This window comes from Cupriavidus sp. 2SB, assembly GCF_005503625.1.
GTDB lineage: Bacteria > Pseudomonadota > Gammaproteobacteria > Burkholderiales > Burkholderiaceae > Cupriavidus.
Genome location: NZ_SCMX01000010.1, coordinates 32,549 through 53,734 on the forward strand (window position 1 = coordinate 32,549; position 21,186 = coordinate 53,734).

Genomic DNA, 21,186 nt, shown 5'->3' on the forward strand with positions numbered 1-21,186 from the left:
AGAACTCCGCATGAATCGTGCCGAAGGAAATCGCGTTCCGCGTCGCACTGTAGTGCGTCGATGGGCGGTTATGGTGCACCCTCGGCGAAATCAGCGCACTCTTATCGACCATCGATTCTGAGGATGTGTTCGATCTCTCCAAATCATTTCTCATGATTGCTTTTTCTCCATAGGATCGTCTCAGGCTTCAATCAACGGAGATGCTCAGATGCTTAGTACCCGATTCACCAAACGCTTTGACCTTAAGTATCCCGTCGCCCTGGCTCCCATGGATCCGGCATCGGGTGGGCGCCTTGCCGCGGCAGTTTCCAACGCAGGGGCACTCGGTCTTCTTGGAGGCGGATATGGGAACCACGAGACACTAGAGAAGGAGTTCGATCTTGCAGGCGACGCGGCCATTGGTTGCGGTTTCATTACGTGGTCCATGAGCAAGGACGTGTCACTACTTGATCGCGCGATCGCACGTCAGCCCCGCGCGCTTATGCTCTCGTTCTCGGACCCGGAACCGTTCGCCCGGAAAATCACCGACGCAGGTATTCCTCTTATTTGCCAGGTGCAGACACTGAATCACGTCGAGCGTGCAGTTGACTGCGGCGCCACCGTCATCGTCGCGCAGGGAACTGAGGCCGGTGGTCATGGATTCGATCGACAGACCACAATGACTTTCACACCAGAGGTCGCGGACTACCTTGCCGCAAAGTCACCTTCGACTCTTCTGCTCAGCGCGGGTGGTATTGCCGACGGGCGTGGATTGGCCGCAGCCCTCATGCTCGGCGCAGATGGCGCACTGATGGGAACGCGCTTCTGGGCCACCGAGGAAGCGCTGATACACCAGAAGGCCAAGGACCGGGTGGTTGAGGCGAAGGGCGGTCAGACCTTGCGCACGTCAGTTTTCGACATCGCTCGCGGACGACAGTGGCCTCCGGAGTACACCGGCCGGCTGATGGTCAACGAGTTCATTCGCAAGTGGCACGGCAAGGAAGACGCGCTCAAGCAAGTATGGAGCGAAGAGAAGGTCCGTGTGGAGAGCGCGTACGAGTCCGGGGACTACGATTATGCAAACGTCACTGTTGGTCAGGCCATCGGCCTTGTTTCCGACCTTCCTCCCGCCGCGTCGGTTGTACATCGCATAGCCGAGCAGGCTGAACGCCTTCTTCGCTCGCGTAGCCATGGAGAGGCCTCATGCCGCTACTAAATTTCCATGTCTTCGAGGGTCGGGACGGCAAGGCTCTTCGAACCCTCCTCGACGCAGCGCACCAGGCGATGGTTGAGGCATTCGATGTTCCCGTGAGTGACCGCTATCAAACGGTGACGCAGCACCGAACGGAAGAACTCATCCTGGACGACACCGGCCTTGGAATGACGCGTACGCAGAACGCATTGTTGCTGGCCGTGGTCACCCGACCAAGACCCCAGGCGCAGAAGGTCCGCTTCTACGAACTGCTTTCCCGCTATTTGCATGAGCAGTGCGGCATTTCGCCAGATGACCTGGTCGTGTCGCTGGTTGAGAACGCCGACGCTGACTGGTCCTTTGGACGAGGTCGTGCGCAGTTTCTTACCGGCGAGCTCTGAATGTAAGCGGCGCGACACCGAGCGCGGGGACGACTGCCATTCGGACCCGCCGGGGCGCCGCTTCTCCTTCCACATCACATACTTCATACGAGGCGTCAATGAATCGAATTCCTGCGCAAGAGGACGAGCGCGTCGCCCTTGGGATGGTACTCACGGTGTTGCAAGTCCTGACATATCTGTCGTTCGTAGCTGCATGCTGTTTTGCGCCAAGTTTCATCAAAGGCGAGGCCCTATCGAATGGTGTTCCTCTGTCCTTCTTCATGGGACTGGGTGTCATCGCGATTGGCGCACTACTGACCATCGTGTACGTCTCCGTGACGAACCGTACGGAAGGCTCCAAATGAAAGTCATCGCTCTACTTCTCGTCCTAAGTCTGACGAGCGCGGCTGCCTCAGCGCAACCATCCAGCACACCGTCCACTAGCGTTACTGCGCTCTCATTCTTCGGCGTCGTCATCTTCGCTACATTGCTGATCACTTGGTGGGCAGCGCGGCGGACCTCATCCACCAAGGACTTCTACGCCGCTGGAGGCAACATCTCCGGCTTTCAGAATGGTCTTGCCATTACGGGTGACGCATTATCCGCTGGAGCGTTCCTTGGCCTCTCCGCTCTTGTTTTCAACAGCGGATTCGATGGGTTGTTCTATGCGATCGGCTACACGACAGGGCTTCCTGTCGTGGTCTTCCTGATGGCGGGAAAGTTGCGAAGGCTCGGCAAGTACACGTTCACGGACGTCGTATGCTCCAAGCTCGGCGGCAACGGTATCCGCGTGTTCTCTGCCTGTGCTTCGCTGACCATTGTCTCGTTCTATCTCATCGCGCAGATGGTCGGCGCGGGACAACTGGTGCAATTGCTCTTCGGTATCGAGTACAGTTTCGCCATCATGCTGGTTGGCATACTAATGATCCTGTACGTAGCCTTCGGCGGCATGCTCGCAACCACGTGGGTTCAGATCGTCAAGGCCGTGCTGATGCTTTGCGTTGGCTGCGCCATCTCCCTCATGGTGATGGCGAAGTTCGACTTCAGCTTTGTAGCCTTGCTTGCCAGCGCTGTGGATGTGCATCCCAAAGCCAGCGCCATTCTCGGTACGACGACGATGGCCAAGGATCCGTGGTCGGCCTTCTCGCTCGGCCTTGCCGTTATGTTTGGCACCGCGGGCCTGCCTCATGTCTTGATGCGTTTCTTTACCGTACCGGACGCCAAGGCCGCGCGTACCTCGGTGCTGTGGGCGTCGATCTTCATGAACGGCTTCTACGCTCTCATCTTCATCATCGGCTTCGGCGCGCTTTCGCTGGTCCGTTCGGACAAAACCTATCTAGACGCCAACGGCGCACTCATTGGAGGAGCCAACACCGCGGCGCTGCATCTGTCGCGCATACTGGGTGGAGATGTGATGTACGGCATCGTTGCGGCCGTGGCGTTCGCGACCATCCTCGCCGTAGTGGCAGGTTTAACACTATCCGGCGCCTCCGCCATCAGCCACGATATTTATGGCGCCATCTTCAGACGACGTGTCGCAAACGAGCGTGAGGAGATCCGGATCGTCCGCATCGCCACCGTCATTCTCGGTGCGGTCGCGGTGGTGCTCGGCATCGCGTTCAAGGGGCAGAATGTCGCATACATGATCAGCCTGGCCTTCTCCATCGCCTGCTCATCCACATTCCCCGTCCTGCTACTGGCCATCTACTGGAAGAAACTGACGGCGTTCGGTGCGATCCTAGGAGGTGGGGCCGGGATTGCGGTGTCGCTGTTCCTCACCGTGCTCGGTCCGTCTGTATGGGTCAAAGTCCTTGGAAATCCTGCCCCCGTTGTTTCGCTGGACCCGCCAGCGCTCATCACTGTGCCTTTGGCCTTCCTGCTCTGCATCGCTGGCAGTTACATGACACGAGCGGTGCCAGCAACCGAGGGCACGCTCTCCTCTGCGAAGTAGTGACGAGACTTTCGCCGAAGGCATCAGCCTCCAGGGACCTGCCGCACGTGCCTGGAGCCTGAGCGACGGGAGCGCTCACCAACAAACATTCATGCCGTGTCTGCCGAGTTCCGGGACAGGAATCGGTCCCGATACTCCACCGGAAGGATTTGGAGCCGCTTGTGAAATGCCCGTCGCATGCTGTCTACGCTCTCGAATCCGCACCGTCGCGCGATCTCGCGCATGGGTGCGTTGGTAGTTTCCAGGTAGTGGCGTGCGGCGTCGATGCGCGCATTGACCAGGAAAGCCATCGGACCGACACCGCAGTCGCGTGTAAAGATTCGCGTTAGATTGCGAGGACTCATGTTGACGCGCTCCGCGAGACTGGCCACCGAGTGCGGGAGGTCGATGTTGTCGAGGAGGTGCTGCTGGATCGCTGCCGATTGAGATTCCGGTGCCGCGAGCGACTCCAATAAAGGACTGAACTGCGACTGTCCTCCCGCGCGGCGTAGGTAGACTACAAGGTACTTCGCGACTTCGAGCGCCCTCCCCTTACCGAAATCCTCTTCAATGAACACCAGCGACAAGTCGATACCGGCCGTGACACCCGCCGTGGTGTAGATTTTCTCGTCCTTCGCGTAGATGAAATCCGGCTCGATCTTGGTTCGCGGAAACATCTCTGAAAGCCGAGGCACGTCCATCCAATGTGTTGTCACCGTCCGCCGGTCAATCAATCCTGCAGCACCGAGCGCAAACACCCCGTTGCAAATGGCTGCCACGCGTCGGGATTGCTTGTGGTACGTTCGTAGCCAGTTTGATAATGCCGGATCGTCATAGACCTGGAAGATGCCTAATCCTCCCGGCACAATGACTGTGTCGAAATCGGGGCACTGATCGAAGATGGTCCTGTCGGGCATGACAGTCAGCCCACTCGATGACATTACGCTCCCTCGCGTCGTCCCAACAGTCAGCATCTCGTACTGTTGCGCGCCGTCGCTCAATACCGCCACCTCAGCAAAGGCATCGCGTGGCCCCGCGATGTCCAGTAGCTGAAAACCGGGAAACACGACCATTCCGATCTTGATCTGCTTCATATTTGTTCGTGGGAAAACCTGATCTGGACGGGCGCTACCGACGCATGCGATAGATGGCAACGGACGCGCCCCATCCGATAGCAAACACTCCGACGATGATATACCCGAGTATTCCCAGTGTCTCGCTGAGCGACGACGCACGATCCCATACGTCGCCGCGCAGCGCAAACTTCTCCACGAGCAGCCCTGTCGCTTCGATGCCAGCGATCACGACGGCAACAATGACCGACACCAAAGTAATCACCATGTTGTACCAAAGCTTCCGGCCAGGGTCTTTGAAGGCCCATCCGTAGGCTCTGATCATGAGGAACCCGTCAACCGTATCGACCAATGACATACCGACGGCAAACAAGGCGGGAAACACCATCACCGACCAGAACGAAACGCCGCGCGTAGTTTCCGCCGCCGACATGCCAAACAAGGCCACTTCTGTCGCGGTGTCAAATCCCAACCCGAACAACAGACCCACCGGATACAGGTGCCAGCTTCGCCGCGTCAAGCGCAGCAACGGCGACAACAACCGTGTCATCAGTCCGCCAGTCCCCGCACTCGCCAGAGCGTCGGCATCAGGAGGCTGAGCTCCCCGATGCACGCCACGCAGCTTTCGCCATGCGTCGGTGAGGATTCGGAGATTGATCAGTGCGAGACCAAGCAGGAAGGCGACGGACACACTTGTGCTGATGAGTCCGCCCACATCCTTCCACTTAACGATTTGAGATTGCAGCGCCGAGACCGCAAGAGCGATCCCCAAGGACATTAGGACGACCACGGTCGAATGACCAAGCGAGAAAAAGAAGCCGACGGAGATGGGCCGGCGTCCTTCCTGCATGAGTTTGCGCGTGACATTGTCGATGGCAGCGATGTGGTCAGCGTCTACCGCATGTCGAAGTCCCAGCGTGTATGCGAGGAGCGCGGACGCAAACAAAGGCGGCGAATCATGGAGCACTGACCACGCCCACACCCATGCGCCGACGTTCAGAGCCACCACCACCACAAACAATACGATCGACTTTTGACGGACCTCAGCACCCTCATCGTCGAACAGACGGCCAAGCAATGGCCTGTCGCCACCGGGGCGCTTTGAGGTCAAATTCTCCATGCGAGCTCAGAAATTGCAGTTGGCCTACGACTCCGCCCGATCGCAATGCCTACGGGCGTGGACATGTTTTGGTGTCTAGTGGCTCCGTACTCTGGCGAGGAGGATCCGCTTGAGCTCTTCTGCGGAAAGCGTTTGACTGGCAGTGATGACGTCAAGGAGCGCTTCAAGAAAGCGCTCGTAGTAGTCCCAGCGAGGCTGGTCCTCACATGCTTCCTCGGACTCCCATCGCCCGATAGCTCGGATCAATGACTGCCGGAAGTCCTCCCATTCAAAGCAGCCGGCCTTTGCCAAAGAGAGCGCCAGACCAAAAACATCACGCTCCCATCGGTTAGTAAACAGCAGTTTTCCGTCGACTCTTGGTGGGGAATCGACGTCACCTAACATTGATGCGGCGGCGTATTCCTCGAAACGTGTGAACATGTGGATGCCCTCACGCAGCAGTCGGCGGTGCGACCAGCGCGACCCCCATCATGGATTCAGGAGTAACCAAGGCGGCCAACTGAGCTTCGTCCAGATGATCGGTGTTGGCTGGTCGCTCGGGGACCACAAACCAACGAATCTGTGCGCTGCTGTCCCACACCTGCACCTTCGACTCTGCCGGAATATCGACACCAAACTCGCGGAGAACGGCTCGTGGCTCGCGGACTCCACGGGCACGGAAGACCGGATCCTTGTACCAATACGGCGGCAGACCAAGAACAGGCCACGGATAACAGGAACACAGCGTGCAGACGATCAGGTTATGCACACCGGGTGCATTCGCTACCGCCGCCATATGCTCACCCTCTGCGCCCGCCATGCCCGTGGGCAGATCAAGCTCGGCGATGGCAGCCGGCGTGTCTGCCAGCAGCCGCGCCTTGAACGCAGAATCAACCCAGGCGCGCGCAACAATCTTAGCGCCGTTGAATGGCCCGGCGATGGTTTCGAAGTGCTCAAGCACAGCATCGACGGAATCGCTGCCAATGACGCCCTTTTCGATCAACAATGCTTCCAGCGCCCGTACCTTCGCGGCACTGGTGGCTTCGCGCTCCTGATCATCGGGATATTGAAAGAGTTCGCTCATGGATATGTTCTCACTGGTGTGTGGCGGCGGACAGGTAAGCCTCAAAAAGATCGGCGTAAATGACAGTATTGGGTTCGCTCTTATCGCCCCCCCAGATGTGCTCTGCCGCGAACGCAACTCGATAGACCGGCATTGGCGCACCGATGCCGTCCGGCCCAGTCGACACGAAGTACGCGTACGCGCCGGGATATACAGCCTCGATCACACCCTGCTTATTGCGCAGATAGCCCGGCAACCGCGTATGGTCCACGGCATCGGGATCCGCGACACGGACGCTCTGTCCCGATGCGAATCTCGGAGCGCCATCGAGATCGTGATAAGGCGAATCCCCTTGCTTCAGATATGCCTCAATCTGCTGCCGAATCGCAGGATTTGGCAGATTTGGCATTGCCGCGTCTGGCTTTGCCGCGTAGAACGCGGTACGGCTGCTCAGTTCGTCAGCGGTGATGTACTCCCGATCGATGAAGAACTGCGATATTCCCATCAGCCATTTCTCGTAGTAACGGTATTTGAAGTACTCGAACGGCTGCATACCCTCCGCACCGGTACGCAGGGATGCCCAGGTCCAGGTGTTACGGAACGTGGTTGGCAATTCCCTTACGGGATATGCAGGCGCCGCGTGTGACAAATGGTCGCTCTCCGCCATCATTACCGTGTGGATGCCAAAGATCCGCTTCTCCCACGGCGCGACAAACACACGCGGCTCGACACTAACGGGGCCGAGGTTCTCAAGGCCGCCGAGATGGTGTTGTAGTCTCATAGCTTTCTTCCCCTTCCTTAGCAGTTCGTACTGATATCTCGTCACCAGCGTGCTAGCCGTGACTGGTCGAACGCTCCCTTGTGAGCGCATCCCCCAGCTTCTCGGAGGCGATCCCGAAAATCGCACCCGTAATAAGGGCCGCTCCAGCGACCAGTGCTGGATTGTCAAAGCCGACCGTCGTGATTGCCTTACCGGTCGCGACCGTCGTTCCCACAGTTGACGCGAATCCCCACACGATGGCGGGCAGGACATCGAGGAGCCTGATCTTGGACGCCTGCACCATGGCGGCACTGCCGATACCCACGAAGATCGCGACAACGATGGCCTCCTGTCCGAAGATCGCAATCGCCAACAGTGTGAGCGTACTGATTGCCGCGCCAGACAAATTCGAAGCGACGCTCTTGACTAGCCCAGTGCGACCTGCGCCGAGAACAAAGAAAGATGCCCATGCAATGAATGTGACCCAGACCGGAACAGGCAAGATCGTTGCGGTCAGCCAGGTGTCGAGGAGGGCGAGCAGCCCAATGCTTACGGTGTATGCCTCTGTCTTCTTCATATTGGATAACCAGATTCTCGACGAAGATATCAGGCGACGCAGGCAAGCAGGCCGGTTCGCAAAGCCTCACGGTCCAGATGACGGCCGATTGCGACGAACCGAGTTTCGCGGGACACGTCTTTCGGCCATGGCTTGCCGAACGTTGTGTCCATCAGCATATGAACACTATGGAAATGCATGCGCCTGGCTTCGCCCTGCATGTGGAGAATTCCTTTCGTGCGCATCAACTGTTGACCATGCGTCTGCACGAGTTCATTCGCCCACCGATTGAAGCGTGCCTCATCTAGTGCCCCCTGGACGACGAAGGCGCAGGATGCAATAGACACATCATGCTCATGGTCGTGCGCATCCTCATCAAGCAGCTCCGGCTCTATAGCGAGCAGGTTATCCAGCGAGAAGCGGCGCTGCCCAATCAACCGATCGACTGGGATCTCCGCGCGCTGCGCATGCTCGATCGCTGCGGTTGGATTGAGCAATCGGATCCTCTGATGCAGCGCAGACAGTCCAGCTTCATCAACCAAATCCGCTTTGTTGATGACAATACAATCGGCGAAGACGATTTGTTCACGCGCAATGTCATCATTGATTTGTTGAGCAAAGTGACACGCGTCGACCACGGCAATCACCGACTCAAGTGCGAAACGCTCGCGGACACTCGGATCTGCGAGAAATGTTTGCAGGACCGGCGCGGGATCTGCAAGACCGGAGGTTTCCACTATCAGCCGATCTGGCGACCATCCTGGACGGTTCAGCAAAGCTTCGGCGCTGGACACGAGGTCACCGCGAACCGTGCAGCAGACGCAGCCATTGTTGATCTCGACCACTGCCTCTTCGTTGGCGACTACCAACCCACCGTCGATTCCCACCTCTCCAAACTCATTGACGATGATGCCGATCGACTCGGCACCGGAATGTTTGAGGAGATGGTTGACTAGTGTTGTCTTGCCTGTGCCGAGAAAACCCGTGATAACGGTCGTCGGTATCTTTACCATTCGCATGGAAGCTCCTTTGGTGCACTGTTGCCGGTGAGGCTAGGTGGAGCAACCTTTGGACCGATTTCGCCTGCGTGTCCGTTCTGCCAGTCGTATTGGCGGGTTAGGGCGTTGATCGATTGCCTAAACGGTCGACAGCGTACGTTACAGACAAATCAGGAGTACGGGAGCCTACTTACGGGCGGCACCGAATCGCACCATTTTTGAGCATTTCGTGCCGACAGATGCAATGGATGCACCCTCGATGTGCAGGTTGCATCTACGGCAATGAACCGTAGACGCAACATCGGAGACCCCAATTCTCACTTCAGCGGGAGGGAATCGATGCGGCACGCTGCGCATCCAGCTTTTGCTGAGCGCGCTGGAGCGACTCAGGATAGTTGTTGTCGCTTAACTCGTAACCTGCGGCCTGCAGAGCCCGCAGCTCGTTTTGCAGTCCTTCGCGCGTAACCGGAGACGCACTGGTCGATGACGCAGCGCTTGCAGCATTGGCGAAAATTGGCGCAGCGGCAGCGATGGCAACAACTACTGCGGAGAGAGTTTGCTTGGCAGAGAGATTCTTCATGATGCTCGTCCTATCTTAAGTTTTCCATCGGATCTGATCGCGATCGAGGGAGGTCAGTCTGTGCGCAACATAGCGAACCGCTCCACGCCGTTAGGGCTGTGCTGTTCGCTTATGAATTACAGAGCCGATGGAGAATGGTCTGCGCTCATGTGCCTCGATGATCTGCTGAATCGCGTCATGTCAGTTTGACTAATTTAACGCGTTTATATCCATGAAGATATCGAATGCAGTGCAGTAGTTATTGTCGTTTCCAGGATGGGCACGCCCTCGATACACTGGCTCAACCTACGCGCAACACATTGTTCGCTCTGCCGCCGACCGTCGCGTCCGCAAATCGACTTTCGCAGTCCGTCAGAACGGCGACGTTCATGCGATCGATGCTCAAGCTCTTCTTCGCCTATCGGGAATGAAGATGCGCATCCCGTCAGTAGCAAGCCAACAAGCTTGCGGATCTTCCAGCCTCTGTAGCGTCACCGATGCCGTACGTATCACGCAGTACGGCCTATTCCGTCTGAAGTGGCCGGTTTTGCCGTGGTACTGAAGCAACGTCGATCGCGGCGAGTTGAAATTGGTAATGCGAACAATTAGCATTCCAGCCACCGGAGGTACGAAAGCCAGCGACAACAGAACTGGCTCGGCCGCCGCGGTCAGGGAGCCTAATATGCAAGCAAATCGAAAAGCGAACGCCATTGTTCGGCGGGCGCGAGCCATTCCATTGAAAGTTCAACAACGCGCCATCGCGCATGCCGCTGCGGCGACGTTGGCCGTTACCTCGTTGCCCGCAGTCGCGCAGAGCAGTTCCGGCGAAACTGAGTTGCCAACGGTCAAGGTGACGGCACAAACCGAGTCCGCATACCGTGAGCGTGACGCCTCGACGGGTGCACTTGGCAACAAGACGCTGCTCGACACGCCCTTTTCGATCGACGTAGTACCGCAGGAACTAATCCAGAATCGCCAAGCAATCACAATTGGTGATGTATTCCGAGCAGATCCATCTGTCACTACCAATAACGACGGTTATATCGGTGAAGCGTCCGGCATCTCTATTCGCGGTCTGCAGCTCGATCTTCTGGAAGGCTTCAAGATCGATGGCCTCGCGGTGCCAAACTGGGGCAGTGACATGCCGCTCGAACATTTCGAACGCGTCGAATTGCTCAAGGGCCTCTCGGGATTTATGTACGGTTTCGGCACGCCCGGCGGCATCGCCAACTTCGTGACCAAGCGCCCAACCGAGACGTTCTCGGGTAGCGCCACCATCGGTTTTGTCTCCGACGGCGTGGTGAAGGAAGCCGTGGATGTCGGCGGCCGGTTCGGCACCAACAAGATGTTCGGCGCCCGCGTGAACGCGGTGCACGAGGAAGGCAGCACCTTTATCGATGGCGGTCACGTGAAACGGGACTCTGCGTCGGTTGCACTCGACGCACGTATCCTCCCGAACCTCACGGTGTCCGCGGACGGTCTGTACATGCAACGCAACGTCAAGGGTGCGTACTATGGCGTCGTGCTCGCGCAGGACTACGGCTTTCCGGTCACGACACCCGTCACAACGCCGCGCCGTATCGACGGCAGCCAAGGTGTGGCGTCGAAGGGCACATATTACGAGACCGAGATCAAGAGCGTAGGTACGGAGATCAACTGGGGATTCGCACCCGAGTGGAATCTCCGTACGTCCTATCGCTACAGCGAGCAGAACCGCGGCAATGCGGACAGCATCATTCTGATGATGGACAACGCCGGCAACTACGCGGAGCAGCAGTTCACCGGCTACTCGCGCTATCACTACCAGCAGGCGCAGATGATGGCAACCGGCAAGGCGCGCACATGGGGCTTTGAGCATGACCTGGCATTCGGCTTCTCGTACCAGAGCCTCGTGCAGAACTACCCCGGCTTCAATGGCGCCAATTTCCTGGGAACGGGCAACCTGTACGACAGCTCGCAATTTGTCTCGTCGGGCGTGTCGCCGCAGCAGGTGCCATCGTCGGACACCCTCTACCGCGCGTCGAAGATCGAGCAGAAGGCATTCTTCATCAGTGACACGCTCAAGCTGAGCGAGCAATGGTCTCTACTTGGCGGCCTCCGCTACACGCACTACGAGCAGCTCGGCTACGACATGGGCGGTGCGGTCACTACGACCTATACCAAGAACCCAATCACTCCGACAGCGGCACTGATGTTCAAGCCCGTCAACTGGACCACGTTCTACGCGAGCTACGTGGAATCGCTGGAGGCAGGTCAGTCGGCGCCGATTACCGCACTGAACTCGGGGCAGGTCTTCTCGCCACTAAAGAGTCGCCAGTATGAAATCGGCGCCAAGGCCGAGATCGATAGCTGGCAACTTGGCGCCGCGCTGTTTCAGATCGAGCGCGGGCTGGCGTATCTGCGCAGCGATAACGTCTTCACGCAAGATGGCGAGACCCGCTATCGCGGCCTCGAACTCACCGCGCGCGGCAAGTTTCTTCGCGACTGGACACTCATCGGCGGCGTGATGTGGCTGAACTCTGAAAACACGGAGGCATCTGCGGATGTGCTAGGCAAACGTGGCTACGGCGTACCGACGTTCAAGGCAACCGCCTACGTCGAATATGCCGCGCCAATCTTGCCAGGTCTTGTCTTTTCGGTCGGCGGCCAGTACGTCAGCCGCATGGCCCTCGAGGCGAACAACAGCAACTTCGTGCCGAGCTATCACACGTTCGACGCGGGGGCGCGCTATTCAACAAAAATCGGCAAAACTCCGGTTACGCTGCGCCTGAATGTCGACAACCTGACCAACGAGAAATACTGGCTGCCGAGCTGGGGCTTTATTCTCGTGCAGGGCGCACCGCGCACGGTGCGTGCAAGCGTCACGGCCAGCTTCTGATGCCCTGACTTGAGTACTCCACGGGTGCTTACCATGGCGCCTGTGGGTACGGTGCGATTCAGCAAAACTGTCTTACGCAGGCCAGAGAACTCAGTGCAGTGACAGCGCTAGAGCGCAGATGGGCGTTTAGATTCTGCATCGCAAACGCAACCGATGCTGGCCGTTCTCGGATATCGGACCGGCACCCACCAGAGTTTGGCGTCTGCCGACCGCTACCGGCCCCGAAGCCGCTGTTGGGAAGACGAGCATGTTTGGTCGCGCGATATGACTGCTCACGCCCCTCAGCGTCATGTCCTCGCCCTGCAACCGACATATGAACCGGCCCATGCAGCGCTGGTGCCGGCCAGTTCACAACCACCGTTCCATTCGGAATGTTTAGCATCCGAATGTATGTATCGATCAGTTGGCGGCCTTCTGCTTGTCGCTCTCGCAAGGCAGCCTCCAACCATTCCGCTTTTCCTTCCGCTTACTGCTTGCTAACGGCCAGCGTTCTGGCCGCCGGAACGCCGGTAGCAATAAATACTTTCCCATAGCCCGCCATCCCCGCGTGCCACGCACTGTGACGCAGAATGCCTCATGCCCCGCAACTGCTGCCGGGGCAGGCGTCGGCTGCCGCTCGCAGCCAGTCAGACAGGAGTTGTTCCATGTTGATGCGAGACGTGATCCCCCAAGTGCTGAACCGCAGTACCGCCCTGCTTGGCCAGGTCGGATCGGAGACCCCGCCTCAGAAAACCTTCCACCATGCCATCGATATCTACCTCAAGGATTCCAATGCCTTCATGAACACGTATTTCGCCCGCTACTTCGAGTGGCAGGGCATCTGCCGCGAGCGCTGGTTCCACGAATGTATTCACGGCAACCTGCTGGCTGCCGGCGGCGTCTTCGTGACCAAACGCGCGCATCAGGAATACGTGGAGGAAACCTTCCCGTTCCAGCACGTGGACTGCTATCTGAACACCTTCCAGGTGCGCCAATGTTCCGCCTATCTGCTGTTCCGCTTCTGCGTGGACGGCCGGCCGGTATCGCTGGGATACCAGCAGATCGTCTTCGCCGGGCGGGACAAACGCATCTCGCGTTTCCCAAAGGAGATCATCGAGAAAGTCAGGGAATATGAACTGATCCTGCCGCCGCTCGCCAACTGATCGACGACGACAATCGCAGTGCCCGCCGGCGTCGGATCAGCCGGCGGTGCTGGCGGGAAACCGGCTATCCGGCAGATCCGCCAGCGGCTGGAAGCACGGCAGGCGCAGCGTGAAGGTGGTGTGGACGCCGGGCACGGAGGCGCAGTCGATACGGCCGCCGAACGCCTCCAGCACGCGACGACAGAACGGCAGCCCCAGGCCGTTGCCCTTGCCATGGGCCTTGGTGGAAAAGAACGGGTCGAAGACACGCGGCAGCAAGTCGGCCGGAATCCCCGGGCCGGTGTCGCGGACACGCAGCAGATAGCAGTTGCGCTCTACCTCGCCGGTGATGTCGATATGGCCTGCGCCATGTGCGCGAATCGCGTACAGGCTGTTCTTCAGAAGGTTGAACAGGACGTAGACCAGCAGCGTCTCGGACCCGACGAAGCGCCAGCCAGGATCGATCGCCGCCACGCGCACGCGCGCGCGCTCGTCCGGCTGAAACGGATACCGCTCCAGCGCGTTGTCCACGCAGACCGCCAGCGCGTGCGGCGCGAAGGTGCTGCGATTGAGCCGCTCCAGCGTCACCGACGCCAGTGCCATGTCGATGACCGTGCTGGTGCCATCGACCTCGCGCGTGATGCCCTCAAGCAACTGGCGCATTCGCTCGAGTTGCCCCGGCCGCAAGCGGTCCTCGACCAGCCCTTGCTCCACGGCCAGCCGGTAGCCCTGCATCACCTGGGGGAAAGTCCGCACCATTTCCTGCGCCTGCATGCGTATGGTGGCCAGCGGCGTGCGCACCTCGTGCGCCACCGTGGCGGCAAGCGAATAAGGACGCATCAAGTCGTAGCGCACCACGCTCAGTGCCAGGATGCCGAGGCTAAGCGCAATGAAGATTACGCCCGGCGGATAGAACGCGAAGCCATAGTTGACCGCATAGTCCACCGCGGCGACCGAATACAGCGCCAGACTCAGCAGGCACAGGTTCAAGCGGCGGCGACGTTCCGCCGCGGCGTTGGTGCGCGCGGCCATCAGCAACCAGCCGCAACGGCACACCAGGATCGCCGTCTGCAATACGTGCAACGGGTGCAACGGCCCCGCCTTGGGATAGCCACCGAAGAACAGCGTGTAGTAGCCGGACACCACGCTGCTGGTGGTCAGCAGCAGGACGGCGAGGATCAGGCTTAGCCCGTACGATGCCAGCAGCGCGGGCCGTTCGCGCCGGGACTCCGTGACCTCGCAGATGAAGTGATAAAACGTGGTGGGCAGGAAGATGATGAACAGGTAGCCCACCTTGGCCAGCACCAGCGCGACGTCGGGGTGCGTCGCCTGAAATAAAAACGCCCACGTGCCCTGCCATGCGAACGTAGTGAAGCACAGCAGGAAGAACGAAGCGGATACGCGTGTCACGCCCTGGGTCACCAGCACATAGAGGCCATAACCCAGGAAAATCGCCGAGACGAATGCGGGAAGAATCGCGTACATGTAAGGCCACGGCGGTCCAGCCGCGTGGCAGGAAAAATTCGACCCACCATGTTAAGGCGCGGTCACCACCCCCGTAATAAATTCGGCTGCACACTGACCTTAGCGATGCTGAATTCGCCACACGGAATCCGGGCCCGTTGACCCCGGTTCTTCCTGGTGGCTCACGCGACGCCATGCCTTGCGTGGCGCGGATTTCCGGGCATGGGAATTCGACGGCGGTGGCCCCTCATGCGTGCATGCCATCCTTGCGAATCAACGGATATTCCGCGCGCAGGCGTCACCCCCACTGAAGAGGTATACGTCGGTGCTGCACTTCGGTGCGCCGTAGTCCGCCGGACTTTGGCTCCCGAATCGCTCGAATCTTTCGGAGTAATTCTCAGGCTATCGCCTTCCAATTGAATTGACGGCGGCAACCGGCCAGGAGCGGTAGGTCGACCTCGCCATCCAATTCCGAAGAGCCGAGGTGTCGTTCGCCCCGGCTCAACGACTGCGCCGCCCCAAGGCAGCCAATAGCGGACAAGTCCGTCCAGACGGTGCTGGTCGGAGACTTACTGCAACGGATGCCCCACGTCTGCCGGTGTCGACACTAGGCCGACCCTGCCTCGAATTGCGAACTCAGTTTCGGAAGTCAAAAAAAGCTGACATGGACTACCATGTCAATTATTGTTGACATCTGATTGGCTGATTCCAACTCGGTAAGGGGGGTCAAATGGACCATCGACGAGAGCTACATGACAAAGCGGACGCAATGCGCCGCAAGATCGGGGAAGCCTTACGCTCCGCGCGCGAGCGACAAGGTAGCAAGCAATCCGACATCGCCCGGAAAGTGGGCGTGTCTCGGGCAACCGTCATTGCAATCGAGAGCGGCCAAAGCGTCTCGACGTTGAATCTGCTCCTGGTGGCGGCTGCGGTCGGCGTGAACCTTAACCCTCAACCAGACCCGCCGATCGTCACGCTGCCACGCCGCCCCCTGCTCAGGGAAATGATGCGAGCGGAGCGGGAGCGCCAGGCAATGCTCCAGACGAATCTCCTGCACAAAGTATCTCAATGAGTAGCGAACTCGAGGTTTTCGTTTCGGACTATCCGGTCGGCTTGCTCAGTGAAGACATCGAGACAGGCCTGATTGATTTCCGTTACCTTCCGGATGTCCCGGATCAAATGACAGTCTCGTTACTGATGCCGCCGAGCGCGCCAGCAGAAGAGTATCTTGGTTACAACGGGGTGCTCCCACCCTTTCAGATATCCCTGCCCGAAGGCATCTTGCTGGAAGCCATTAGAACCCGCTTCGCCAAGCATATCGACGTTGATAACGATATGTCGCTGCTTCGTCTTGTCGGTCGTCACACTATCGGCCGCACTACCTTCGGCGGCCCGCTGGACCCAGACGCCACACTTCAACAAAACATTCTGGATGCCGCCAGAACTGAGGGTGCGGCACAGCGGCTGATGGAAATTCTGAAGAGATCTCCGGAGATGTTTGGCGTGTCTGGCGTCATGCCGAAGATGACGACATTCCAGACGGAAAAGACTCGCGCCGGGACCGTCGCCGCGCACGGCTCCATCGTTAAATTCGACTCGCCCCATTATATTGGCGCGAGTTTGGTTGAGTATGCATGCTTGAAAGCATGCTCGGCAGCGGGACTAGACGTTCCTGCGATTGAACTAAGCCCGGATCGCACGTCACTGACGATGAGCCGATTTGACATCGCCCCTAACGGATCACGTCGCGGATTCGAAGATGCATGTGCGCTGTCGGGCTTGTTTCGTAGTGGGAAATATAAGGGATCGATTGAACACCTGTTTGAGATGATCCGCTTCTTCGTACATCCAGACGACCAGGCGACAGATCTTGTGGCCATGCTGAAACTGGTCATGATGAACGACGCACTACGCAACGGCGATGCACATCTAAAAAACTTTGGTTTGGTCTATGACGATGTCACGCGCCCGCGGCTCTCCCCCGTGTACGACGTACTCACCACCCAGGTATGGTTTCCGCAAGATGTGCCCGCGCTGGCGATGCAAAAGACCGAACCGAGGGGCACGGAAAAATGGCTGGATCAGCTTGAGCTGGAGCGCCTCGCCTCTCTCAGTCATTGCCACAATGTTGACGTCGTTCAAATGCAAGTACAGTGTCGCGAGATCGCATTGCAGAGCATGGCGACGACCTTGGATGAGTGCCCAAAATGCCCGCCGCGCAAAGCGCTTGAGCAGGCCTTGAAGATCATCGAAGGGGCACTGCCTGTGCCATCATCATCTGCTAAAACATAGTTGAATTATCATGGTTTAAGTGACAGTGTTGCTTCCACTCTAGCTCAATAAAAGCGTCACTTCGCTCAGTCCGTATTAAATCTGACACTTTGCGTCACCGCACATTGTGCACCATTGAAAGCGGCGAGCTCCTGCGCCAATTCATCCGGATCGTAGTCAACTACAGCGATGCCCAGAACACTCAATTGTGCCAGGAATTGCGATAGTGTCGTCTGTGCCAGCTTCGCGGCACGTACGGACGTGACCTCGCCGTTTTTGAACAAGCTGACTGCCAGAGCAGCGTGGACGCCTATCTGAAGCAGTTCTTCGGTAAATGGCACGCTGACGAATAGCAGTTGTCCGTCGCGTGTAACGAGAGCAAGCCGCCCCTCCTCAGCTTCTCGAATAAGGTCACCCCAGCATTCCTGCAGTTCGCTGATCGAAAAGATGTGCATGGCCTCCCCTCAGCATGTTCGCCCAGCATTCAGCCAGTCATCGTGGTGGTATGCTCCCACGCGTGCGATCTTTGCTCGTCACCAACAGATGTATAAGATCCATTCTGTCAAATGGTGGGCGTGGTGTGTTTCGAGAGCGAAAATGGGAGCAACATTCTTGCATCTGCCGCATTCTTCGATCCTCAGACTGTTTCCTGATGAACCTTAGCCAACCACTCCCGGATACGCATCTGCGCGAGTTCGTCACTAATTCCACGCACGGAGTCGAGTAGCAGGAAGTTCGGTACAAGCTCGCCTGGTTTGAGACCAAAGTGATAGGCGCCATATACCGAATCATCGATGGCAAGCCAATTTTTCAAGCGCTTTCCGTACGCAAAACTGGTGATGATGTCCGTCTTCTCCGCGCCGTTCTGGACGTAGCTGAAGCGTGCCTTTTCATCTCTTGTTGTATCGACCACTCGCCGCATCAATTCTGGCGGCAAATACGAAATAACTTGGCTCGTAGGCAACGTTCGCAACCAAAACGTCGTGAGAACAATTTCCACAGCCGGGTAATGCTCAAGCATCTCGACCAGCAGCGGCACATACTCGAACGGCTGACGACCCGAGTCCAGCGTGATTTGACCACTGGCGTCGATGTAGGCATGACCGGCGTGAAGCGTTCCGTCATAGTCAACGAAGAGTGTTGGGTTACACCGGTCCAAGACAATGGAGGAATGTCCCATCGCTAAAAATTTCCTTCTCGTCAAACGGTTGGTTCCATCGCTTATTGATTGTCGGGGTCAATACCGCAGCCTCCGGCGTAGCGAACCTTGAAATTCAGGCGCTGGACCACAGAAAAAGACGCGGAGCCTCTCCCTTGCACGATCCAGTTCCGGCAGTAAATCTTCCAGCCCTCCCAATCTGGCCAGGTCGCGGGCTGGTAACTCATTCGAGGCGATCTCTTTCCCAAGCGCGCTGGCGCCCTCCGCACCCATACTGCGCGTGAGTCGACCGCTTCTATGCAGAGGCACTGAGGGAATAAGGCTCAATGGCAGCGATATAGCTTTCTCGATGACGATGGCCAACCCCGCATCTGCGACTAAACCGGCGGGCATGACGTGAGGAAATCCAAGCGGAAGCTTGAATTGGCGGCTTCACTTTTTCTTCTTCGGAAGCACCATCGCGCGTATCAGGGCATCGCTTGCTTCCCCTGACACATCGAGCAAGGCAAAGAAGTACTTGACTGCGACCGCGTGAGCTTGAATACATCAGCGGGCGCGTCATGGTCGATAGTGCGCCTCATCTAAACGCATAGGCGTTGCCACGCGCGTCGTGTAGAGCGTGATGCTCACCGCCGTGTTTCGCCAAATATTGCGCCAAGCGAACTGGATCAAGCTTCAAGAACACGTTTTCATGTCTCCACCCGCGTGGCAACGGCCCGCCAAGCAATTCAGTGACCAGCTCATAATCACAATCTGCGTCGTAGCACAGAACGGGCTTGGGCCTGAGCGGGATTTCCGACAACCAAAGCGCTAGCGCAGCGCGCAGTGCTTCGCATGGCATTGAGCGACCAGGAAACTGACCGAGTTGGGGCAGCACGATCTCACGCACAAACGGACTGCAGCGGCCCCGGTCGAAGTCTGAGCGTTCGCCGTAAAATTCGCACCCATCCTCGCCCACGATCGCCACACTTATAAGTTGGCTGTCCACGAAATCAGTGAACTCGGTATCGATAAAGTAGCGCGTCTTCCATCGACTGCGCGGGATTCCAGATAGTGGTCCGCCATTACCCGCGCCGCCTGTAGGTTCGCCAAGCCCCATCCCTGCATCCTCCATCTGTTTTCTGATTCCATCCAAAACGTAAGGTGTCCCAAGACATGCGGGTAATGCCCGATGAGTTCCACTCTTCCATCCAAATACGCCAGCCTCGCACATGGAATTCGAAGCCGCATCTTCTGCACCGGTTCGATACCACTGTTCCTCCGCCGACACCTGCTGCATCCGGGCCCTATCGATGGCTAGATTCGCCTCCCCTGCGTGACCTTCCGGACTGCACATCCCTGCCTGCGGCGAGGTAAATGGCCCGCTCTCCCATAGAGGGTCTATCATTCTCCGCATTTCCGTAGACGTTGCGGGCAGCCGTCAAGACTCGATCCGGCGCACTCGCCACGAGATCCAGCGGGCGCTGATGGTCAAGTTCAACATTGCGACTGGCGAACCAAGCCGCGAGTCCGAGACTCTTCTGACGCATGAAGAGACGGGCATGGACCGGCTGGATGACCGGATAGGGGCGATATCCATCATCGGGATTAAAAGCGTATGCTGGAAAAATTTCCGTACCGTCTTCAAGTTCCAGAGCGAAAACAAATCCGAACGTACGCCACTGCGTAAGCGAGAGCGATCCCACGGCGGACATTGAGCGACTTACCACGGCCTCAGCCGTGAGCCATTCCGTGCTTTCAAGAACCTGGTCGCGAAGATCCTTCCAAAGGTCGGATGGCTGCCGACGGGTACGCACTAAACGTGCGCTGTAGTTAGAGGAATACATGTCGAGATCAAACCTACTCATCAATATTTGGCTTGGGTGTCGAAGCAATGCTGGCGCGTTGCCGAACCAAGAAACTACAGTACGCAGCGACGCTGGGCAGCCCGTCACCAGTCGGTGCCGGCAAGAGGTATTTCTCTTGCCCCAGTGCCTGAATCACTTGCAACAGCGTGGCGACTGTAGACCCAGCGCCTGTTTCGAGACGCCGCAGCGCCCGCAAGCTGACACCCGCCTGCGCTGCGAGACGAGCTTGGGAAACATTGGACAGAAGCCGCCATTGCTTCACACGACGCCCCAGCAATCGCTCCAACTCCGCCATATCAACCGACCTCCTCCGGCGGCTATCGCATCATTCCGACCACGCAAACCATTTTAGAACATATATGTTCTTTTTTGAGCTCAAAACAGTCTGGACTGCACCTGCGCTGGCAAAAAAAATAGAGCTTTCAGCGCCGTGTGCCGAATATGAATCTTGGAAGAGCCTTCGGGCGGGCCGTATCTGACCGACGGCAGGATCTAGAGCTCACGCAGGAGGCCTTTGCTACGAAGTTGCATATGCAAAGTTCTGCAATCAGCCGACTGGAGCGCGGCGTGGTATCGCCCAGGCTGGAGATGGTGGAACGCATCGCTGCGGCACTTGACACGACAGCGTCAGTGCTGCTGCAGGAGGCCGAACGGCACCAGCAGCGCGCCATGAAAAATCCGAAGCTGCGACCTGTAGAAAAATAGTTGGCCAGTCCGACCCGATCAAATCCGGACATATCACTTGGTCCTGGCTCCGATACTGAGCGTGGCGCGTTGATACTCGGCACCACTCCCGGGACCCTCTTTTGTCTCGCACCGATCGGCACGGGGCTGTTGTCCTCGTGTTGTCCACGCGG

At 58.0% G+C, this 21,186-nt stretch carries 23 protein-coding genes; 10 read left to right on the top strand and 13 right to left on the bottom strand.

Annotated elements, in window-relative coordinates; translation table 11 throughout:
* Positions 1 to 208 precede the first annotated feature (208 nt).
* From FFS21_RS06920 to FFS21_RS06935, 4 genes are all read left to right on the top strand, one after another.
* Positions 209 to 1,195 (top strand): NAD(P)H-dependent flavin oxidoreductase, encoded by a 987-nt coding sequence (locus FFS21_RS06920; protein WP_137924172.1) that lies wholly within the window; start codon positions 209 to 211, stop codon positions 1,193 to 1,195.
* Positions 1,183 to 1,572, top strand: a complete 390-nt coding sequence (locus tag FFS21_RS06925) for a tautomerase family protein (RefSeq protein WP_137924173.1) — start codon at positions 1,183 to 1,185, stop codon at positions 1,570 to 1,572. The genes FFS21_RS06920 and FFS21_RS06925 overlap by 13 nt, the downstream gene beginning before the upstream one ends.
* 98 nt (positions 1,573 to 1,670) lie before the next feature.
* Complete coding sequence (locus FFS21_RS06930) at positions 1,671 to 1,916, top strand: DUF485 domain-containing protein (protein ID WP_137924174.1); 246 nt, start codon at positions 1,671 to 1,673, stop codon at positions 1,914 to 1,916.
* The gene (locus FFS21_RS06935; protein WP_137924175.1) at positions 1,913 to 3,502 is read left to right on the top strand and encodes a sodium:solute symporter family transporter; all 1,590 of its coding nucleotides are present in this window, start codon (positions 1,913 to 1,915) and stop codon (positions 3,500 to 3,502) included. The genes FFS21_RS06930 and FFS21_RS06935 overlap by 4 nt, the downstream gene beginning before the upstream one ends.
* A gap of 89 nt (positions 3,503 to 3,591) precedes the next feature.
* Here the strand turns inward: FFS21_RS06935 and FFS21_RS06940 are convergent, their stop codons facing one another.
* From FFS21_RS06940 to FFS21_RS06975, 8 genes are all read right to left on the bottom strand, one after another.
* The gene (locus tag FFS21_RS06940; RefSeq protein ID WP_137924176.1) at positions 3,592 to 4,575 is read right to left on the bottom strand and encodes a GlxA family transcriptional regulator; all 984 of its coding nucleotides are present in this window, start codon (positions 4,573 to 4,575) and stop codon (positions 3,592 to 3,594) included.
* Positions 4,576 to 4,609: 34 nt separating this feature from the next.
* Entirely contained in the window at positions 4,610 to 5,674 is a 1,065-nt protein-coding gene (locus FFS21_RS06945; protein ID WP_137924177.1) for a HoxN/HupN/NixA family nickel/cobalt transporter, read from the bottom strand.
* A gap of 75 nt (positions 5,675 to 5,749) precedes the next feature.
* On the bottom strand, positions 5,750 to 6,094 hold the full coding sequence (locus FFS21_RS06950) for a nitrile hydratase accessory protein (protein ID WP_137924178.1): 345 nt from the start codon (positions 6,092 to 6,094) through the stop codon (positions 5,750 to 5,752).
* Positions 6,095 to 6,104: 10 nt separating this feature from the next.
* Positions 6,105 to 6,737 (bottom strand): nitrile hydratase subunit alpha, encoded by a 633-nt coding sequence (gene nthA, locus FFS21_RS06955; protein WP_137924179.1) that lies wholly within the window; start codon positions 6,735 to 6,737, stop codon positions 6,105 to 6,107.
* Positions 6,738 to 6,747: 10 nt separating this feature from the next.
* Complete coding sequence (gene nthB, locus FFS21_RS06960; protein WP_137924180.1) at positions 6,748 to 7,497, bottom strand: nitrile hydratase subunit beta; 750 nt, start codon at positions 7,495 to 7,497, stop codon at positions 6,748 to 6,750.
* A gap of 52 nt (positions 7,498 to 7,549) precedes the next feature.
* Positions 7,550 to 8,053: a DUF1097 domain-containing protein gene (locus tag FFS21_RS06965; protein WP_137924181.1), complete on the bottom strand. Its 504-nt coding sequence runs from the start codon at positions 8,051 to 8,053 to the stop codon at positions 7,550 to 7,552.
* A 29-nt stretch (positions 8,054 to 8,082) separates the two neighbouring features.
* Positions 8,083 to 9,051, bottom strand: a complete 969-nt coding sequence (locus tag FFS21_RS06970) for a CobW family GTP-binding protein (protein WP_137924182.1) — start codon at positions 9,049 to 9,051, stop codon at positions 8,083 to 8,085.
* Between the two features lie 301 nt (positions 9,052 to 9,352).
* Positions 9,353 to 9,610 (bottom strand): DUF4148 domain-containing protein, encoded by a 258-nt coding sequence (locus FFS21_RS06975; RefSeq protein ID WP_137924183.1) that lies wholly within the window; start codon positions 9,608 to 9,610, stop codon positions 9,353 to 9,355.
* Positions 9,611 to 10,325: 715 nt separating this feature from the next.
* Here FFS21_RS06975 and FFS21_RS06980 point away from each other — a divergent pair.
* A complete protein-coding gene (locus FFS21_RS06980) occupies positions 10,326 to 12,467 on the top strand; it encodes a TonB-dependent siderophore receptor (RefSeq protein WP_171020337.1) in 2,142 nt (713 codons plus the stop codon).
* 644 nt (positions 12,468 to 13,111) lie between these two features.
* Entirely contained in the window at positions 13,112 to 13,609 is a 498-nt protein-coding gene (locus tag FFS21_RS06985) for an acyl-CoA thioesterase (protein ID WP_137924185.1), read from the top strand.
* Positions 13,610 to 13,645: 36 nt separating this feature from the next.
* Here the strand turns inward: FFS21_RS06985 and FFS21_RS06990 are convergent, their stop codons facing one another.
* Positions 13,646 to 15,073: a sensor histidine kinase gene (locus FFS21_RS06990; protein WP_137924186.1), complete on the bottom strand. Its 1,428-nt coding sequence runs from the start codon at positions 15,071 to 15,073 to the stop codon at positions 13,646 to 13,648.
* A gap of 748 nt (positions 15,074 to 15,821) precedes the next feature.
* On the opposite strand from FFS21_RS06990, the gene FFS21_RS06995 reads away from it, so the two are divergent.
* On the top strand, positions 15,822 to 16,124 hold the full coding sequence (locus tag FFS21_RS06995) for a helix-turn-helix transcriptional regulator (RefSeq protein ID WP_171020338.1): 303 nt from the start codon (positions 15,822 to 15,824) through the stop codon (positions 16,122 to 16,124).
* On the top strand, positions 16,121 to 17,344 hold the full coding sequence (locus FFS21_RS07000) for a type II toxin-antitoxin system HipA family toxin (RefSeq protein WP_137924188.1): 1,224 nt from the start codon (positions 16,121 to 16,123) through the stop codon (positions 17,342 to 17,344). The genes FFS21_RS06995 and FFS21_RS07000 overlap by 4 nt, the downstream gene beginning before the upstream one ends.
* A 65-nt stretch (positions 17,345 to 17,409) precedes the next feature.
* On the opposite strand, the gene FFS21_RS07005 is transcribed toward FFS21_RS07000, so the two are convergent.
* From FFS21_RS07005 to FFS21_RS07015, 3 genes are all read right to left on the bottom strand, one after another.
* A complete protein-coding gene (locus FFS21_RS07005; protein ID WP_137924189.1) occupies positions 17,410 to 17,778 on the bottom strand; it encodes a UPF0175 family protein in 369 nt (122 codons plus the stop codon).
* 182 nt (positions 17,779 to 17,960) lie between these two features.
* Positions 17,961 to 18,503 carry an HAD domain-containing protein gene (locus tag FFS21_RS07010; protein WP_137924190.1) on the bottom strand — a complete coding sequence of 181 codons (543 nt, stop codon included), beginning with the start codon at positions 18,501 to 18,503 and terminating at the stop codon, positions 17,961 to 17,963.
* Between the two features lie 556 nt (positions 18,504 to 19,059).
* Positions 19,060 to 19,761, bottom strand: coding sequence for a 3'-5' exoribonuclease (locus FFS21_RS07015; protein WP_137924191.1), 702 nt, complete (start codon positions 19,759 to 19,761; stop codon positions 19,060 to 19,062).
* Between the two features lie 187 nt (positions 19,762 to 19,948).
* Between FFS21_RS07015 and FFS21_RS07020 the strand changes: the two genes are divergently transcribed.
* Positions 19,949 to 20,179 carry a hypothetical protein gene (locus FFS21_RS07020; RefSeq protein ID WP_137924192.1) on the top strand — a complete coding sequence of 77 codons (231 nt, stop codon included), beginning with the start codon at positions 19,949 to 19,951 and terminating at the stop codon, positions 20,177 to 20,179.
* Positions 20,180 to 20,321: 142 nt separating this feature from the next.
* On the opposite strand, the gene FFS21_RS32845 is transcribed toward FFS21_RS07020, so the two are convergent.
* On the bottom strand, positions 20,322 to 20,624 hold the full coding sequence (locus FFS21_RS32845) for a helix-turn-helix domain-containing protein (protein ID WP_137924193.1): 303 nt from the start codon (positions 20,622 to 20,624) through the stop codon (positions 20,322 to 20,324).
* A gap of 146 nt (positions 20,625 to 20,770) precedes the next feature.
* On the opposite strand from FFS21_RS32845, the gene FFS21_RS07030 reads away from it, so the two are divergent.
* Positions 20,771 to 21,034, top strand: a complete 264-nt coding sequence (locus tag FFS21_RS07030) for a helix-turn-helix domain-containing protein (RefSeq protein ID WP_137924194.1) — start codon at positions 20,771 to 20,773, stop codon at positions 21,032 to 21,034.
* The last annotated feature ends 152 nt before the right edge of the window (positions 21,035 to 21,186 follow it).

Coding starts and splice junctions, on each gene's coding strand:
- FFS21_RS06920 (WP_137924172.1), top strand. CDS start 209: ATGCTTAGTACCCGATTCACCAAACGCTTTGACCTTAAGTATCCCGTC.
- FFS21_RS06925 (WP_137924173.1), top strand. CDS start 1,183: ATGCCGCTACTAAATTTCCATGTCTTCGAGGGTCGGGACGGCAAGGCT.
- FFS21_RS06930 (WP_137924174.1), top strand. CDS start 1,671: ATGAATCGAATTCCTGCGCAAGAGGACGAGCGCGTCGCCCTTGGGATG.
- FFS21_RS06935 (WP_137924175.1), top strand. CDS start 1,913: ATGAAAGTCATCGCTCTACTTCTCGTCCTAAGTCTGACGAGCGCGGCT.
- FFS21_RS06940 (WP_137924176.1), bottom strand. CDS start 4,575: ATGAAGCAGATCAAGATCGGAATGGTCGTGTTTCCCGGTTTTCAGCTA.
- FFS21_RS06945 (WP_137924177.1), bottom strand. CDS start 5,674: ATGGAGAATTTGACCTCAAAGCGCCCCGGTGGCGACAGGCCATTGCTT.
- FFS21_RS06950 (WP_137924178.1), bottom strand. CDS start 6,094: ATGTTCACACGTTTCGAGGAATACGCCGCCGCATCAATGTTAGGTGAC.
- nthA (WP_137924179.1), bottom strand. CDS start 6,737: ATGAGCGAACTCTTTCAATATCCCGATGATCAGGAGCGCGAAGCCACC.
- nthB (WP_137924180.1), bottom strand. CDS start 7,497: ATGAGACTACAACACCATCTCGGCGGCCTTGAGAACCTCGGCCCCGTT.
- FFS21_RS06965 (WP_137924181.1), bottom strand. CDS start 8,053: ATGAAGAAGACAGAGGCATACACCGTAAGCATTGGGCTGCTCGCCCTC.
- FFS21_RS06970 (WP_137924182.1), bottom strand. CDS start 9,051: ATGCGAATGGTAAAGATACCGACGACCGTTATCACGGGTTTTCTCGGC.
- FFS21_RS06975 (WP_137924183.1), bottom strand. CDS start 9,610: ATGAAGAATCTCTCTGCCAAGCAAACTCTCTCCGCAGTAGTTGTTGCC.
- FFS21_RS06985 (WP_137924185.1), top strand. CDS start 13,112: ATGTTGATGCGAGACGTGATCCCCCAAGTGCTGAACCGCAGTACCGCC.
- FFS21_RS06990 (WP_137924186.1), bottom strand. CDS start 15,073: ATGTACGCGATTCTTCCCGCATTCGTCTCGGCGATTTTCCTGGGTTAT.
- FFS21_RS06995 (WP_171020338.1), top strand. CDS start 15,822: ATGCGCCGCAAGATCGGGGAAGCCTTACGCTCCGCGCGCGAGCGACAA.
- FFS21_RS07000 (WP_137924188.1), top strand. CDS start 16,121: ATGAGTAGCGAACTCGAGGTTTTCGTTTCGGACTATCCGGTCGGCTTG.
- FFS21_RS07005 (WP_137924189.1), bottom strand. CDS start 17,778: ATGCACATCTTTTCGATCAGCGAACTGCAGGAATGCTGGGGTGACCTT.
- FFS21_RS07010 (WP_137924190.1), bottom strand. CDS start 18,503: ATGGGACATTCCTCCATTGTCTTGGACCGGTGTAACCCAACACTCTTC.
- FFS21_RS07015 (WP_137924191.1), bottom strand. CDS start 19,761: ATGCAGCAGGTGTCGGCGGAGGAACAGTGGTATCGAACCGGTGCAGAA.
- FFS21_RS07020 (WP_137924192.1), top strand. CDS start 19,949: ATGGTCAAGTTCAACATTGCGACTGGCGAACCAAGCCGCGAGTCCGAG.
- FFS21_RS32845 (WP_137924193.1), bottom strand. CDS start 20,624: ATGGCGGAGTTGGAGCGATTGCTGGGGCGTCGTGTGAAGCAATGGCGG.
- FFS21_RS07030 (WP_137924194.1), top strand. CDS start 20,771: ATGAATCTTGGAAGAGCCTTCGGGCGGGCCGTATCTGACCGACGGCAG.